Consider the following 15,660-nt stretch of genomic DNA (forward strand, 5'->3'; position numbering starts at 1 on the left):
AACGAGTGAATCGAATGGAGGAAATGGAATGACTGAGTACCCGAATTGCCCTAAATGCCAATCATCTTATGTGTACGAGGATGGTCCGTTGCTCGTATGCCCGGAATGTGCATATGAATGGTCACCGCGTGAGGCGGCAGAAGCGGAAGCGGCGTCACAAATCAAAGATGCGAACGGAAATCCGCTTCAAGACGGAGATACCGTCACCGTGATTAAGGATTTAAAAGTGAAAGGGACCTCGCTTGTCGTCAAACAAGGAACGAAAGTGAAGGGGATTCGACTCGTGGAAGGTGACCATGACATCGACTGTAAAATCGAGGGACTTGGTGCGATGAAACTGAAGTCGGAGTTCGTGAAGAAAATCTAAAAAAGTGTTTCGGCGAGTTGCCGAAACACTTTTTGTATTACGAGAAGAACGGTTTGTACTCGCGACGTTCATGCATGACGGACACCCATTGAAGCGTCGTGAACTCTTCGAGTACCCATTCACCGTTGAAGCGTCCGAGGCCAGAGTTTTTCTCGCCTCCGAACGGCATGTGCGGTTCATCGTTGACCGACTGATCGTTGACGTGAATCATGCCAGTTTCGACTTTTCGTGCAAAATTGGTTGCACGGTAAACCGAGCCATGGACGGCACCGCTCAATCCGTACGGTAATTCGTTCGAAAGACGGACAGCCTCTTCGTCATCTTTAAACGAAAGGATGACCGCGACAGGACCGAATATTTCGTTTTTCGCGAGCGGCATGTCATTCGTGACGCCACTGAGGACGGTCGGTTCGAGGACGTTGCCGTCCGCTGTCCCGCCAGTATGAACGGTCGCACCGGCATCAACCGTTTTCTCGATTTGGTCTAAGATGCGATCGACTTGATCGTGGTCGATGAGCGGGCCGACTTGCGTATCTTTTTCATTCGGGTTACCTGCTTTCAACTGTTTAACGCGCTCGACATAACGATTCACGAACTCGTCATGAATCGATTCGGCGACGAGGATTCGGTTCGTCGACATACAGATTTGTCCTTGGTGGAAGAACTTGCTGTAGACGGCTGATTCGACGGCACGGTCGAGGTCGGCATCATCGAGAACGACAAACACGTTATTCCCACCGAGTTCAAGTGCTGTTTTCTTCAACAAACGACCTGCCTTTTCTGCAATCCCTTGACCGACCTCGGTCGAACCTGTGAACGAGATGAGGCGCGGGATTGGGTGTTCGACGATGGCGTCCCCGATTTCAGACCCTCGTCCGACGACAACGTTGAGCACACCTTTTGGAAGTCCTGCTTCTTCGAAGAGGGATGCGAATAGGAGACCACCCGTGACCGGTGTCGCAGTGGCCGGTTTGACGACGACCGTATTTCCGGTTGCAAGAGCTGTCACGATTGAACGGACAGCCAAGTGGAATGGGAAGTTCCATGGGCTGATGATGCCGATGACCCCAAGTGGTTTGCGATATACCCGGTTCTCTTTATTCGGCACAATCGATGGTTTGATGAGCCCATCCATACGGAAAGGGAATGTCGCGGCTTCTTTGATGATGGCCATTGATGCGGCGAACTCACTCTCTGCTTTGATGCGTGTACTACCGGACTCTTTCACGAGCCAATCGACGATAAAGTCTTTGTTGTCCATCGTCAGCTGGGCAAACTTCTCAATCAATTCACGGCGTGCTTGTGGAAGCATGTCGGCCCAGTCCGACTGAGACGCTTTTGCTGCTTCATAAGCACGATTCAAGTCCTCTTCATCCGCTGATTGAATCGAGAAGAGAGTCTCGTTCGAGAATGGATTAACGTTGTCAATCGACTTCTCGCTTGAGCCATTTACCCACTCACCATTGATGTACATGTTCGTAAAATCTGTATGCATATTTGAACACTCCTTTATTTTTTCTTCACCATAAGAAGTATTCACTTGTTTTAGAAAAATAAACATGTCAATGTTTTGGATTTGGTAAACTTGAATCAAATAAATTCAACAAATTTAGGAGCAGACGATGAAAACTTTCTGTGTGAGTTTATTCCTCTTCGTGCCTTGGGCGTTTTTTGTGGCGGCAATGGATTATGTTTGGGGTTTTCCATTTGGATATTTAATTGTACCGATTGTCATTTGGTGGGTAACGAAGCAATCTTTGAGACATTTACGAATACGCTTTGTATTAGCTTCCTTGCTTGGATCATATGGTGTGTCGGTTTATTTTGCCTACTTGTTTGAGAACGATTGGGGATACTTCTTCAAGCCGTTAAATCTAATGGGGATTGTTCATATGTGGTCGGTCGTGATATTGATTGGGACACTCGTGATTCTGATTAATCATGGTGGTCAAAAATCAAACGAGTCATCTAATAGACATTGAGAGTGGGATGCATGATATTTCCCTTTTTTGATGTTCGATTCTACTTCCTGTACAGTTAAGACGAAGAGAGGGGTTAGAAAGAGATATGAAACGTTATGAAGCGATTTTATTTGATATTGATGACACACTACTAGACTTTAAACAAAGTGAACATGTCGCCTTGGAACAGTTACTTGCATCCTTCAACGTGCGGATGACAGATGAGGTGAAGTCGCGGTATGTCGACATTAATAGCGGCCTATGGCGCGCATTTGAGCGCGGCGAAGTGGATCGTGAAGAAGTACTCATCGGTCGTCACACGAAACTGTTTGATTCGCTCGGACTCACGGTGGACGGTCCGCAGGTCGAACAGCAGTATCGGGACTACTTACATGCAGGCGTACACATGATTGAAGGCGCGTTAGAGATTGTCCAAACGCTGAGCGCGCACTATCCACTCTATATCGTCACAAACGGTGTGACAGAGACGCAATTCAAACGGCTAGAGTCATCGGGACTATTGCCGTACTTCCAAGACATCTTCGTATCGGATGCGACCGGCTCGCAAAAACCGATGAAACCGTTCTTTGACTACGTCTTCGACCGAATCCCGAATGTAGAGCCAGAGAAGGGCTTAATCATCGGCGACTCAGTCACGGCAGACATCGCCGGTGGGCGGATGTATGGTTTGGATACTTGCTGGTTCAATCCAAACGAAGTGGCCGCGACGATCGAGTCAACGTATGAGATTCGACATTTAAACGAGTTGAAATCGCTACTCTAAGTTCAAGCTGGATTGAGTGAATGAGTTGGCAAACGGTTCGGGAGTTGAGCGAGTATTTCCGGATAAAGCGTGACGTCTTGTAGACGGTCAAGCTTTATCCAACGATAAATCAGGTGATCTCCTTCAGGTCCATAAAAGTCTCCGTCTTGGAGCGGGAGGTCACCGTCTACATAAAAGTACAGTCCAATCTCATGAAACGGCTGATTGTTGTACGTAAATAAGTTCTCATGCACGAAAGCGAACGTGGTATCAGTCACGTGCATGTTCAATTCTTCATGTAACTCGCGTGCGAGGGCGGTTGCGGCCTCTTCACCGAGCGTGACGCGACCGCCGGGTAATGCCCAAAAGTCATCCCGGACGTTTCGGTGAATCAATACGTGACCGTCTTTCACAAAAATACCGGCAACGCGGTAATTGAAAACGCCATGTTCAGTAGGAAATACGAGATCCATCTATATCACTTCCAATCATTGTAATCTGTTCTAGTATACCTGAAGGAGGGATCATATGTTTCAACCACATACGCAATATCGAGATGAAGATTTTCGTGACGTGACACTCCGTGACGAAGTGTTGTCACACGTTACGTTCGAGAACTGTCGCTTCACATACGTTGATGCGACGGAACTACAGACGGAACGCTGTCAGTTCATCAACTGCGACTTCACGGATTCAAAATGGAATGCGTCCCGTCATGTCGGGAGTTCATTTTTAAACTGTCAATTCCATGGTGCCAATTTGTTCACGAGTGAGTTTGAGCAATGTAAAATGACGGGATCTTCCTTTGAGGAGAGTCAGTTTGAGGGCGTCCATGTAACGGAAGGGGATTGGTCATTCGTCAACCTTCGTCACGTGTCGCTCAAGAAGATGGATTGGTCCCACGTTCGTTTGGTCGAGGCGGACCTTTATGGAACGGACTTGACCGAGACGGTTTGGCATCAGGCCGATTTGACCCGTGCGACACTCCAACATGCGGTGTGCCGTGGTGCCGACTTCAAAGGAGCACTCGTCGATGGGGTTGATTTTTCGAACGTGACGTTACAACAAACAAAACTAGACGCGATGCAGGCGATTCAAGTCGCGCGCTCATTGGGGGCGATTGTAGAATGAAACCAGAACAAATCATTGAGCAGTTGATTGCGTTCGCAAAAGAACGTGAACAGATTCGAACGGTCGTCTTGAACGGTTCACTCGTCAATCCGAATATCCAACCAGATCCATATCAGGATGTCGACCTTGCCTTTTATGTGGAAGACGTTCAAGCGGTTGCGATTGATCGTTCTTGGATTGACACGTTTGGAGAGGTCTTAATCATGCAGACACCTGAAACGACTGATTCCGAACGACTTGTAACGTTTTTAGTGCAATATGTGGACGGACATCGGATTGATTTGACGATTCGAAGTGTGGATCAACTTGAAACCATGCTTGAAGCCGACTCGCTCAGTCAAATCATCTTTGACCGAGATCATCATCCGGTCGTCACGCCGTCAGACATGTCGTATCGTGTGAAACGTCCGTCTGCTGACGAGTATGCGGCATGTTGGAATGAGTTTTGGTGGGTGTCACTTTATGTTGTCAAAGGAATCAAGCGACACCAGGTGTTATACGCGCTCGACCACCTCGATATCATGCGGAATATGCTCCGTCAGATGATGGAGTGGAACATTGGCTATGCGACGGAATTCTCCGTGAATCTTGGGAAGTCCGGTGACGGAATCCGCGACCACTTGCCGGAAGAGTTATGGGAGATGCTCACGGCAACATACGCTTCAGCTGAGTTGAGTGCCATTGAAGACACACATGACCGCCTGCAATCACTCTTCTTCTTTTGCGCGCAGCGTGTCGCGGAACAAGGTGATTTCGTCTTCCGGGAAGAAGAAGCCAGACGCGTCCGTGCCGCATGTGCTACACTTCGACATTCGAACGATTAATGAGGCCGAGAGCCGGGAAACGCTCCTTATAGAGAAAGGAGCGTTTTTTCATGAACCCATATACGACATTTATTGCTCTTCTAGTCGGAAGTCTTGTCCTCTTTGTCGGCATTCGTTTAAAGAAATGGCCAATCATTTTGGTTGCGATGCTTCCCCTTGGTCTCGTCGCATTTAATATGTTCTTACTCATCACGGGGCGCTAGGACATGTTCACTTGTCTTTTCGATACATCGATTTGATGAAGAAGGCACTCGGTAACAAAATACCGATGGCGCCTTCGATGATGGCGAATAATCGGGTCAAACCAATCGGCAACAAATCACCAAATCCGATTGATAATAAAGTGACCCCGCTGAAATACAGGAGGTTTTCCCAAGTCGGTTCAACGGCATTCATGGATTCGAGTGAAGTCACAAGAATGACTGAATCACGAGACAAAGCATAATAAATCAATGTGAATCCTAACATGACACCAAGTAGGCTAACGAACAACTGAGCGAACAATCTCCCATCAAATCCTGTTTGCTTGTACGTTTTACGTTTGAAAAACCAAAACACGTTCAAACTGATGAAGAGTAACGCAATGGTTAATAAAATCGTATTCAATCCGGACACATCCTTTTCATGTAAATGAATTCATTTATCCATTCCCTAAGCGATGAATGAAAAACAGAATCGGAAAAGGTTTGCAATTGATCAAAAGATTGATAGAATGTGGTCGAAGACGACTGAATTTCATAATGTTTGCCACTAGGGGAGTCGCGTCACGCGGCTGAGATGGACAAGGTCCAGACCCTTCGAACCTGATCTAGTTCACGCTAGCGTAGGGAAGTGGGCGAGACGACTCATATGGCTTCACCTATATATGACTGTTCGAGACGCCGCTTCCGTTATGGGAGGCGGCGTCTTTTTATCTTTTATAAGGGGGAGTTAGTATGAAATTTACAGATCACTTACGTCAAGAAGCGGATGGATTGTTTGAGGCAAGCTTTCATCACCCATTTGTTCGTTCACTCGGAGAAGGGACGCTCGATGAGAAGAAGTTCAGACATTATGTCATGCAAGACTCATACTATTTGAATCAGTTTTCAAAAGTGCAGGCGAAAGGGGCAACCCTCGCACCGACGATGGAACTATCGAGCCGCTTTTTGACGCATGCCTTACACACGATTGAGGCGGAACTCTCCCTTCATCGAGAGTTCTTTACGATGCTCAACGTGACGGATGTCGAATTGGCGACATTTGAGCCAGCACCGACCGCTTATGCGTATGCGCTCCATATGCAACAGGCAGGACCGACTCTCGGGGACGTGCTGGCATCGATTCTTCCATGCTACTGGGTGTATTACGAGATTGGTGAACGTCTGAAAGACAAGCGTCCGGACCATCCGATTTATTCGGCCTGGATTGCGACATACGGCTCTGAATGGTTCCGCGAACTGGTGGAAGAGCAAATTGATCGGTTGGATGAACTGGCTGGTCAAGCGACGGAAGAGGAACGTGTACGTTATACGAAACTGTTCTTGAAGAGTTGCTATTACGAAGTCGCTTTTTGGGAAATGGCGTGGACGCTTGAGTCGTGGACATTGTCGCAGGAGGTCAACCAATGAGACATGAGATTTGGAATGAGATTCGACAGCAGGCGCCATTGATTCACAACATCACGAACACGGTTGTGGCGAATTTTTCAGCGAATGGACTGCTCGCGATCGGCGCCTCTCCAGTGATGGCAGACGCGATTGAAGAAGTAGCAGAGATGACATTCGTGAGCGACGCGCTCGTACTTAACATCGGTACACTTGGAACGATGACGGAAGCGACGATGATTCGCGCAGGACAGGCGGCGAACGAAGCGGGATGCCCGATTATACTCGACCCGGTCGGTGTCGGAGCGACGTCATTTCGACGAGATGTGGTCGAACGCATTTTGCGTCATGTTCGTGTATCGGTCATTCGAGGGAATGCAGGAGAGATTGCGACATTGATTGGCGTCGATTGGGCGGCTCGTGGTGTCGATGCGGGTGACGGTGCATGCGAGCCGAGACAATTGGCGCTTGAAGCAGCGAAACGATACGGATGTGTCGTGGCCGTGACTGGAAAAGAAGATATGGTCAGTGACGGACATGTCGTCATGGAAGTCCGAGGTGGGACGAAACGGATGACTGAGACGACTGGTACAGGGTGTTTACTGAGTGCGGTGGTCGGAGCTTGCTTGGCAGTCGAAAAGAATGCCCTCAAAGCGACGGTGACCGCCATGTCAGGCTACGCCTATTGTGGGGAGCTAGCGAGTGAACGGGCAGAAGGGCCGGGAGACTTCCCGATTCACTTTTTAAATGCACTCCATCAATTGACGCAATATACAATCCCGACGAATCGAATCGAGGTGTCGACATCATGAGACCGCAAGTATTGACGATTGCAGGATCTGATTCAGGGGGCGGAGCTGGGATTCAAGCCGATCTAAAAACGTTTCAAGAGCTCGGTGTGTTCGGGACGAGTGTGTTGACTGCGATTACCGCCCAAAACACACTTGGGGTCCATGGAATCGAGGCGATTTCCACGGAAATGATTATCCAACAAATTGATGCGGTAGCGGATGATTTTAACATCACCGCTTGTAAAACCGGGATGTTGGTGGATGCGGAACGAATTGAAGCGGTAGCGAAAGAGCTCGAACGATATCATTTCGAACATGTGGTGGTCGATCCGGTCATGGTGGCGAAAGGTGGCGCTTCCTTGTTGCAAGTTAGTGCAGTCGAAGCACTGCGCACGAAGTTGCTACCGCAGGCAACCATCGTGACCCCGAATATTCCTGAAGCAGAAGTCTTAGCGGGAATGGACATTCGAACGGAGGCAGACCGTATGAAAGCCGCGCAGGCGATTCGAGCCCTTGGGGTCGATACCGTCATTATCAAAGGTGGGCACGCGGATGATGTGGAAGCCGTTGATTTAATTATGAGTGAAACTGAAGCGTTCCGTGTAAAAGCACCTCGAATCCAAACGAAAGATACGCACGGGACGGGATGTACGTTCTCTGCAGCTTTGACGGCCGAACTGGCATATGGGAAGACATTGCGTCAAGCAGTCGTAGATGCAAAACAATTTATCCATCAAGCGATTACACATGAATTATCGATTGGACAGGGGCATGGACCGACGAATCATTGGGGACATCGTTTAGCGAAAGAAGAGGTGATTACCGTTGACGTCATGTACGAAACAAGCGCTCGCTAAGCAGCTTCGCCTTTACTTTGTGTGTGGAACGACGGATGCATCTGATTTGGTAGCGACCGTCAAAACGGCTCTTCGATGTGGTGTGACATGTTTTCAATTTCGCGAAAAAGGTAAAGATGCATTGTATGGAGATGAAAAAGAAGCAATGGCAAGGACGCTCCACCGTCTGTGTAGAGAAGCGGGTGTTCCGTTCATCGTCAATGACGACGTCGACTTGGCGCTCGCGATTGACGCGGATGGCATCCACGTTGGACAGGATGACTTACCTGCCAAACAGGTTCGAGAACGGCTAGGACCAGATAAATGGTTGGGGGTGTCTGTCCATACGATGGAGGAAGTCAGAATGGCTCTTCCATTTGCAGATTATGTCGGCATCGGTCCGATTCATGAGACGCAAAGTAAGTTGGATGCAGGACAAGTGCGTGGTACGGAACTGATTCAACAAGTTCGCCGACACCACCCACTGCTTCCGATTGTGGGGATCGGGGGCATTCGTCCAGAGCATGTCCCTGCTATTATGGCTGACGGGGCTGACGGTGTTGCCGTCATCTCTGCCATCGCTTCTGCACCGGATGTAGCAACGGCTACCCGGCGTTTCGCTTGTCTATGAATTCAATTTTTGAGGAGGAAGACAGATGAACGTATTTGTTATCGGTGCAAACGGTCAGATCGGCCGTCAGTTTGTCGAAAAATTACACAATGAAGGGAAGCATCACGTCACAGCGATGGTTCGTAAAGAAGAGCAGCTCGAGGATTTCAAGTCAAAAGGATACAACGCGGTACTCGGTGACCTTGAAGGTTCGGTAGAAGATTTACAGAAAGCCATCGATGGAATGGACGTCATCGTGTTCGCGGCTGGTTCTGGTGGAAGTACCGGCGCAGACAAGACGCTCTTGATTGACCTAGACGGTGCAGCAAAGAGTATCGAGGCGGCACAAGCGAACGGGAACATCAAACACTTCGTCATGGTCAGTGCCTTGAAAGCAGAGGATCGCTCGGCTTGGCCAGATTCGATGAAACCTTACTACGTAGCGAAGCATCATGCCGATCGTTTACTCGAACAGAGTGGACTCACGTACACGATTGTACGTCCGGGTGCATTGACAGATGATGCAGGAACGGGCAAAGTGAACACGCAATTCGAGGGAAGTGGAGAGATTCCACGCGAAGACGTGGCATCATTCTTGGTGCATGTCCTCCATAACCATGCAAATGCACAGAACAAAGCGATTGATTTGATCAAAGGGGATACCCCAATCGAAGAAACGTTATAATGTGTCGAATGAAGAACGGGATGTGGTTCATCCCGTTTTTTGTCGCGTTAAAGAGGGAAAAGAACGCAGGATAACGAAATAGAAGAATACGAACAGGTGAGGAGGTTCCGCATGACCGAGATGTTCATTTATCTGGCGGTCTATTTGTTGCCGTCATTTTTACTCGGCTTTTTAGCACTCGATGTCTTTCAACGAAATCCGAATAAAGTCGAGCATCGTTTGCTGAGCCTGTTTGTGTTCGGTTATTCGATGCTCTTCTTGGCTGAATTTGTCCGCCATCTATCGCCGATTGAATACAGTCCGGCACTCATTGCCTATTGGTTTGGGAACGCTGGGATTTTCATTTTTATCTTCTCTGTTCATTTCATATTAAGTATCACAGGCGTCGGCGCAAAGGCACCGAAGTGGTTGTATCCATGGGTCGTCTATTTACCATTGATTCCTGTTGTGTTGACGTATGTCCGTCAGGAGAATATCATCAACAGTCAACAGTTTGAACAAGTAGGCATTTGGATTTATCCTGAGTTCAACTCATCGTATTTAACTACGTTGACCGTCGGAAACATTTTTCACATCTTGATTATTGGTCTCATTTTTTATGCATTGAAGCGTGCGGAACGAAGAGAACACCAACGCGTATTGCGCATGCTTTTTTGGACTGCAAATGCCGTACTAATATGGGATATTGTATTCGGCTACTTTCAATTTCGTGGGTTGATCCCACCCTATTCATACATGTATGGGGGGCTTGTTTGGGCGGTAGCATTGGTAGTTGCAATGAATCGTTTAGACTTCTTAACCTCTTATGTAAAACGATATGGAACACTTTATAATTTAAATCCATCCGCCATCTTGTTGATTGACCCGGATGGGAGGGTGGAAAGTACGAATCCGGCCGCACGCACGCTATTTCACACTGTCCGTGTCGTGAATGAACGGTTTATCGATTTGTTGCCAGAAAAGAAAAAAGCAGAATGGGTGGAACACTATCACCAACATGTTCGGACACGTAAAAAGTTTATAGAATTCGAAACGAAGATTATGACGAAATCTGGGCAAGAGCTTTACGTTGTCATTGATGGGGATTTTGTCGATATCGACCGCACGATTCACGGGATGATTATCATTCGGGATGTCCACTCGTTTAAAGAGGCCGAGCAAACAATCCGATTCTTTGCCTATCATGACCCACTGACGAAGTTGGCCAACCGACGTGCATTTTATGAACGCGCAGACCAGGCGTTGCTTAGTTCCTCGATGCTGTCTTTATTGATTATTGATTTGGACGGTTTTAAAGCAGTCAATGATACGTACGGTCACCAGATTGGAGATTATTTCTTAACTCATTTGGGTGGATTGCTGGAAGCGTCGACACGAGACGTTGGCTTGGCCTCTCGTGTTGGCGGGGATGAGTTTTATATTTATTTAGTGGATTTAACAGAATCGGAAGTGCTTGCATTTATTCACGAACTTCAGATGACGTTAAATCAAAACCCTTACCACACGTCCGATGTGACGATTCCAATCCGTGCGAGTATTGGGGTCAGTCATGCTCCCGACCAAGGAACAAATTTAGACACGTTGATCCATAAAGCGGATCAAGCGATGTATCAGATCAAGCAAGATGGAAAAAATGATTATGCCATCTATGACGAAGCGTTACATGGTCCGAAATAAAGGGAAAATAGAAGTGTTTGATTATGGAGAGGAGGATGCAACATGTCAGAAAGACCGTTAGTGACGATGCGCGCCGAGGGAGAAGCCGGAGGCGTCAAGACGACTGTACGTGTAGGCGAGCACACTCCATTTATCGTAGATGAGCCAGAACGACTCGGTGGAACGAACAAGGGTCCGAATCCGCTCGAGTATCTTCTCGGTGCCCAGTCGTCCTGTACGACCATCATGATTGCCTATGCCGCTCAGGATTTGAACTTTGAGTATGAAGGGGTCGAGTTCGTGACAGAAGGGACGCTCGATCCTCGAGGATTCCAAGGGATGGAAGGTGTCCGAACTTACTTTGAGTCGACACATATGAAAATCGTATTGGATACGACCGAATCGGATGAGCGAATCGAAGCATTAAGAAAGGCTGTCGAGGCACGTTGTCCGATTCATAATCTCATGCATGCAGCAGACGTAGCGATGACGGCAGAATGGACTCGGAAATAAGGATGGGGGCGACCTCATCTTTTTTACATAGGAAGTAAGAAAAGAATACGGAGGGAAGACGCATGCATCACCGACCGATGACGTGTGAATGGGCAGGACAAATTCAAGAATGGACGTACGGAGCTCCTTATGACTTTTATAATCAATCGCCTTCTGAAGAGGGAGTCGCCGAGTTGATGACGTATCAGGCGATTGTAGAGGAGCATGAGCTGATTGGATTTTATTGCATCGGTTCCCCGGCTCAAGTGCCCAATTCGACATATCCATATTCGTCAGATTTCACGGACATCGGATTGGGGATGCGACCTGATTTGACGGGGAAAGGATATGGAAAATCGTTTGTGACATACGTCATGGAGAGAGCGATGGAACGGAGAAAACCGCTTCGCTTGACTGTCGCCTCCTTCAACGAACGAGCGATTCATCTATACGAAACGGTTGGATTTCGTACGATCACATCGTTCGAGCGAAATGAGATTCCGTTTCAAGTGATGGTACGCGATTAACCATATTTTTTCTGATGTGCCTTTTTACGTCGCAAATAATCCTCATCGGCACGAAGTTGATCCCAATATGTTTTGAAGATGCGGGCAGACTCTGCCTTCTCTTCGTCGATTTCGCGCTCATGGATGTCACCATCTTCTTTATATTTACGACCGCCTTTATAATTGGCATAGCGTCGGGCTCGTGTGTAACCCATTTGGATGAACTTTCGGGACATGTCCATCCCGACGAAATCGTCGTTCGCACGATACGCTTCAAACAATTCCATGATTTCTTCGGCAGATTGCTTCGCAATCTCGGGCGTCTTAAATCGCCAATGAGGCAAAATTTCACTTTTATACGGTTCGACAAGTAGCACACCTTGTTCGCCACGACCGACCCGGTACAGTTCGGGTTGTTTTCGGAAGTCGATTTCATCAAAATTTAAATCATAGTCAAATGGCATGTTCATTCCTCCTCGCCTAACGTTTCCCATTAGGTCGGGCGAGGAAACAACTTGAAGGAAAAGGATGGGTTTATATGATCAAGATGGAGACAGAACGGTTGGTCTTAAGAGCATTTACGCTAGAGGACGCAGAGGATATGTATCATTATGCAAAAGATGAGCGAGTCGGACCGATGGCCGGTTGGGCACCTCATGAATCGATTGAAGAAACAAGGGACGTCATTCAATTGTTTATCGAGGAAGCAGGTGTATGGGCCATCGTCTTGAAAGAGACCGGGCAAGTGATCGGTAGCATCGGGTTACACGACCGAAGACCAGACTCGTCGATTCAACATGATGCACAGCGTGAGATCGGTTATGTGCTCAGTCCAGATTATTGGGGAAATGGTTACGTACCAGAAGCCGTTCAGGCGATGATCCGATTCGGATTTGAAGCGTTAGGACTAGAACGGATTTGGTGCGGCTACTTCAGCTTCAATGATCAATCGCGACGCGTCGTTGAGAAGTGTGGGTTCACTTATGCGTTCACGAAAACACAAGAATTGACCCGACTCGACGGACGAACGGTAGAAAACCTCGTCCATGTCCAATTAAATCCGACGTTCTCTACACATTGAAGCACGATTTCAATGTGTTTTTTCATGAAATCATAAAAATCCCTTGATATGTAACCGGTTACACATTAAGATGTTTTTGTAAGCGTTTCCAGAACGGAGGATGTCAAATGGCGACCATCAAACAAGTAGCAAAACATGCGAACGTCTCAGTGGCGACCGTATCACGCGTTATGAATAAAAGCGGATATGTGAGCGAAGAGGCGAAAGAAGCGGTCGAAAAGGCGATTGCGGAACTGAATTACGCGCCGAACCGAGTTGCTCGTTCGCTCTATAAAAAATCGTCGAATTTGATTGGACTTATCATGCCAGATATCACGAACCCGTTCTTTCCACAGCTGGCTCGGGCGATTGAGGATGTCGCCAATCAACATGGGTATCAAGTCGTCTTATGTAACACGGATGAACAACTTGAAAAAGAACAGACGTATTTAGTCGCCTTGCAAACGATGCACGTCGATGGCCTGATTATCACCACAAACCATTCGCACAATCCGAATTATGAGACGTTGGATTTACCGATGGTCGCACTAGACCGAATCGTAAAAGCGGGGATCGACGCCGTTGTATCAGATGGATATGAGGGTGGAAAGTTGGCGGCCGACACGCTGTTACAACGTGGTGCGACACGACTGGCACACATTGCCGGACCGGATCATCTCAAAACGGTCAAACGCCGAACCGAAGGATTTGTCGAAGTAGCGGGAGAGAAGCTCGTCGGGATGACCGAGTCCACGTTCACGTTCAAAGACGCCTTGAAAGCGTCCCAAGAGCTGTTCGACCATGCTTGGCCATTCGATGGCATTTTCGCAGCGAACGATGTGATTGCAGCCGCCGTATTACAGGAAGCAGTCCGTCGAGACATTCGTGTCCCAGAAGAGCTACAGGTCATCGGATATGACGGGATCGAATTAGGCGAGATGACGTCTCCGCCGCTGACGACCATCGTCCAGCCGATCTATGAGATGGGGCGACTCGCGACCGAGCGATTGCTCGATTTGATTGAGAAGAAAGACACACGACCGAGAGAAATGCTGTTACCGGTCACGTTACTTGAACGACACACGACAAAGCGGAAGGAGAGATAAAGAATGAAACGCATTGTTGTCATTGGCAGTATATCGATGGACCTTGTCGTCACGTCCGACAAACGTCCACAAGCTGGAGAAACGGTTATCGGTGAATCGTTCCGTACCGTTCCAGGGGGGAAAGGTGCGAACCAGGCAGTCGCTGCTTCCAAGTTAGGCGGCACTGTACAGATGGTCGGTTGCGTTGGAAGTGATCCGTTCGGACAACAGGTGGTTGAAAACTTCAAACGACACGATGTCGATGTCACACATGTTCAAATCATACGGGATGAAGTGACGGGTACGGCCCATATCGTATTGGCTGAGGAAGATAATTCGATCGTCGTCGTCCAATCGGCGAACAAACGAGTCGTTTTCACAGATGAGGAACTCGAACACCTTCTTGACGAGCAGGCATTCGTGCTCCTCCAACTCGAAATTCCAATCGAGACGGTAAAGCAAGTGACCTCTTACTGTAAAGCGAAAGGAATCCCAGTGCTGCTCAATCCGGCACCTTCTCAGCCGCTTCCACCAGAAGTGATTGAAGACGTCACATACTTGACGCCGAACGAACATGAGTGCCGTGACTTATTCAACGGAATATCCGTAGATGATGTTCTCAAACGCTATCCGAACAAATTACTCGTCACGGAAGGCGTCCATGGTGTTCGATTCCATGACGGACAAGACGTGCGGCATGTGCCAGCCATCCGAGCAAACGTCGTCGACACAACAGGAGCTGGTGACACGTTCAACGGCGCGCTCGCTGTCTCCCTCATCGAACAAGATGATTTGGAGACGGCCGTACGGTTTGCCGTAGTCGCATCCGGCATGAGTGTCGAAGGCTTCGGTGCACAAGGTGGTATGCCGACACGACAAGATGTACAACAACGATTGGAGCGCGTGTGATGAAAAAACAAGGAATTTTGAATAGTCATTTAGCAAAAATCTTTGCCGACCTCGGGCATACGGATCGCGTCGTCATCGCCGATTGTGGGCTACCGATTCCAGACGGGGTAAAGCGGGTCGATCTTAGTCTCCGCATCGGGGAACCTTCCTTTCTTGAGGTGCTCGATGTCGTCGAATCGGATTTGGTCGTAGAGCGCATCACGATTGCTGAGGAAATCCTCACACACAACCCGACGATTGCGGATTCACTGAAAGAACGGTACAAGAGCATCAACATGTGTTCACATGAAGATTTCAAACGAGAGGTCGCAAAAGCGAAAGTGGTCATTCGAACTGGAGAAGCGACACCTTACGCCAACGTCATCTTACACGCCGGGGTCATTTTTTAAGGGGGGATT

The 15,660-nt window shown here is 48.2% G+C and carries 22 protein-coding genes and 1 riboswitch; of the genes, 18 read left to right on the forward strand and 4 right to left on the reverse strand.

Going from position 1 to position 15,660, the window contains the following annotated elements:
- Positions 1-28: 28 nt before the first annotated feature.
- Entirely contained in the window at positions 29-367 is a 339-nt protein-coding gene (locus KNO73_RS11370; protein ID WP_078147819.1) for a zinc ribbon domain-containing protein YjdM, read from the forward strand.
- Positions 368-404: 37 nt separating this feature from the next.
- Here the strand turns inward: KNO73_RS11370 and KNO73_RS11375 are convergent, their stop codons facing one another.
- A complete protein-coding gene (locus tag KNO73_RS11375; protein ID WP_078147818.1) occupies positions 405-1,862 on the reverse strand; it encodes an aldehyde dehydrogenase family protein in 1,458 nt (485 codons plus the stop codon).
- A gap of 127 nt (positions 1,863-1,989) precedes the next feature.
- On the opposite strand from KNO73_RS11375, the gene KNO73_RS11380 reads away from it, so the two are divergent.
- Positions 1,990-2,349 (forward strand): hypothetical protein, encoded by a 360-nt coding sequence (locus KNO73_RS11380; RefSeq protein WP_214685238.1) that lies wholly within the window; start codon positions 1,990-1,992, stop codon positions 2,347-2,349.
- Between the two features lie 85 nt (positions 2,350-2,434).
- The gene (locus KNO73_RS11385) at positions 2,435-3,112 is read left to right on the forward strand and encodes a YjjG family noncanonical pyrimidine nucleotidase (protein ID WP_214685239.1); all 678 of its coding nucleotides are present in this window, start codon (positions 2,435-2,437) and stop codon (positions 3,110-3,112) included.
- 2 nt (positions 3,113-3,114) lie between these two features.
- On the opposite strand, the gene KNO73_RS11390 is transcribed toward KNO73_RS11385, so the two are convergent.
- Positions 3,115-3,564, reverse strand: coding sequence for an NUDIX hydrolase (locus KNO73_RS11390; protein WP_215112497.1), 450 nt, complete (start codon positions 3,562-3,564; stop codon positions 3,115-3,117).
- Between the two features lie 55 nt (positions 3,565-3,619).
- On the opposite strand from KNO73_RS11390, the gene KNO73_RS11395 reads away from it, so the two are divergent.
- Genes KNO73_RS11395 through KNO73_RS11405 form a run of 3 tightly spaced genes read left to right on the forward strand, consistent with a single transcriptional unit; the run spans position 3,620 to position 5,249 of the window.
- A complete protein-coding gene (locus KNO73_RS11395) occupies positions 3,620-4,222 on the forward strand; it encodes a pentapeptide repeat-containing protein (protein WP_215112498.1) in 603 nt (200 codons plus the stop codon).
- Positions 4,219-5,046: an aminoglycoside 6-adenylyltransferase gene (locus KNO73_RS11400; protein ID WP_215112499.1), complete on the forward strand. Its 828-nt coding sequence runs from the start codon at positions 4,219-4,221 to the stop codon at positions 5,044-5,046. The genes KNO73_RS11395 and KNO73_RS11400 overlap by 4 nt, the downstream gene beginning before the upstream one ends.
- A gap of 50 nt (positions 5,047-5,096) precedes the next feature.
- Positions 5,097-5,249: a hypothetical protein gene (locus tag KNO73_RS11405; protein ID WP_012727577.1), complete on the forward strand. Its 153-nt coding sequence runs from the start codon at positions 5,097-5,099 to the stop codon at positions 5,247-5,249.
- 7 nt (positions 5,250-5,256) lie between these two features.
- Here KNO73_RS11405 and KNO73_RS11410 read toward each other — a convergent pair whose 3' ends face one another.
- Complete coding sequence (locus KNO73_RS11410; protein ID WP_240499863.1) at positions 5,257-5,661, reverse strand: ion channel; 405 nt, start codon at positions 5,659-5,661, stop codon at positions 5,257-5,259.
- Positions 5,662-5,788: 127 nt separating this feature from the next.
- A riboswitch (TPP riboswitch) is annotated at positions 5,789-5,893 on the forward strand.
- A gap of 88 nt (positions 5,894-5,981) precedes the next feature.
- On the opposite strand from KNO73_RS11410, the gene tenA reads away from it, so the two are divergent.
- From tenA to KNO73_RS11450, 8 genes are all read left to right on the forward strand, one after another.
- Positions 5,982-6,656, forward strand: coding sequence for a thiaminase II (gene tenA / locus KNO73_RS11415; RefSeq protein WP_031421962.1), 675 nt, complete (start codon positions 5,982-5,984; stop codon positions 6,654-6,656).
- Entirely contained in the window at positions 6,653-7,444 is a 792-nt protein-coding gene (gene thiM, locus KNO73_RS11420) for a hydroxyethylthiazole kinase (RefSeq protein WP_215112500.1), read from the forward strand. The genes tenA and thiM overlap by 4 nt, the downstream gene beginning before the upstream one ends.
- Positions 7,441-8,280 carry a bifunctional hydroxymethylpyrimidine kinase/phosphomethylpyrimidine kinase gene (gene thiD, locus KNO73_RS11425; protein WP_215112501.1) on the forward strand — a complete coding sequence of 280 codons (840 nt, stop codon included), beginning with the start codon at positions 7,441-7,443 and terminating at the stop codon, positions 8,278-8,280. The genes thiM and thiD overlap by 4 nt, the downstream gene beginning before the upstream one ends.
- The gene (gene thiE, locus KNO73_RS11430; protein WP_214774084.1) at positions 8,249-8,890 is read left to right on the forward strand and encodes a thiamine phosphate synthase; all 642 of its coding nucleotides are present in this window, start codon (positions 8,249-8,251) and stop codon (positions 8,888-8,890) included. Before thiD ends, thiE begins: the two co-directional genes overlap by 32 nt.
- Positions 8,891-8,915: 25 nt before the next feature.
- Complete coding sequence (locus tag KNO73_RS11435) at positions 8,916-9,554, forward strand: SDR family oxidoreductase (protein ID WP_214872941.1); 639 nt, start codon at positions 8,916-8,918, stop codon at positions 9,552-9,554.
- A gap of 111 nt (positions 9,555-9,665) precedes the next feature.
- A complete protein-coding gene (locus KNO73_RS11440; protein ID WP_214687665.1) occupies positions 9,666-11,231 on the forward strand; it encodes a GGDEF domain-containing protein in 1,566 nt (521 codons plus the stop codon).
- A gap of 42 nt (positions 11,232-11,273) precedes the next feature.
- The gene (locus tag KNO73_RS11445) at positions 11,274-11,723 is read left to right on the forward strand and encodes an OsmC family protein (protein ID WP_031421969.1); all 450 of its coding nucleotides are present in this window, start codon (positions 11,274-11,276) and stop codon (positions 11,721-11,723) included.
- 62 nt (positions 11,724-11,785) lie between these two features.
- Positions 11,786-12,229 carry a GNAT family N-acetyltransferase gene (locus tag KNO73_RS11450; RefSeq protein ID WP_215112502.1) on the forward strand — a complete coding sequence of 148 codons (444 nt, stop codon included), beginning with the start codon at positions 11,786-11,788 and terminating at the stop codon, positions 12,227-12,229.
- On the opposite strand, the gene KNO73_RS11455 is transcribed toward KNO73_RS11450, so the two are convergent.
- The gene (locus tag KNO73_RS11455) at positions 12,226-12,672 is read right to left on the reverse strand and encodes a DUF4385 domain-containing protein (RefSeq protein ID WP_211782115.1); all 447 of its coding nucleotides are present in this window, start codon (positions 12,670-12,672) and stop codon (positions 12,226-12,228) included. The genes KNO73_RS11450 and KNO73_RS11455 overlap by 4 nt on opposite strands.
- A 74-nt stretch (positions 12,673-12,746) precedes the next feature.
- Between KNO73_RS11455 and KNO73_RS11460 the strand changes: the two genes are divergently transcribed.
- From KNO73_RS11460 to rbsD, 4 genes are all read left to right on the forward strand, one after another.
- Positions 12,747-13,289 carry a GNAT family N-acetyltransferase gene (locus tag KNO73_RS11460; protein ID WP_215112503.1) on the forward strand — a complete coding sequence of 181 codons (543 nt, stop codon included), beginning with the start codon at positions 12,747-12,749 and terminating at the stop codon, positions 13,287-13,289.
- 107 nt (positions 13,290-13,396) lie between these two features.
- Complete coding sequence (locus KNO73_RS11465; RefSeq protein ID WP_211782117.1) at positions 13,397-14,374, forward strand: LacI family DNA-binding transcriptional regulator; 978 nt, start codon at positions 13,397-13,399, stop codon at positions 14,372-14,374.
- 3 nt (positions 14,375-14,377) lie between these two features.
- The gene (gene rbsK, locus KNO73_RS11470; protein ID WP_215112504.1) at positions 14,378-15,262 is read left to right on the forward strand and encodes a ribokinase; all 885 of its coding nucleotides are present in this window, start codon (positions 14,378-14,380) and stop codon (positions 15,260-15,262) included.
- Entirely contained in the window at positions 15,262-15,651 is a 390-nt protein-coding gene (rbsD, locus tag KNO73_RS11475) for a D-ribose pyranase (RefSeq protein WP_215112505.1), read from the forward strand. The genes rbsK and rbsD overlap by 1 nt, the downstream gene beginning before the upstream one ends.
- Positions 15,652-15,660: the final 9 nt, after the last annotated feature.

Origin of the sequence: Exiguobacterium sp. s83, from assembly GCF_018617095.1 — a bacterium.
GTDB classification, from domain to species: domain Bacteria; phylum Bacillota; class Bacilli; order Exiguobacteriales; family Exiguobacteriaceae; genus Exiguobacterium; species Exiguobacterium profundum.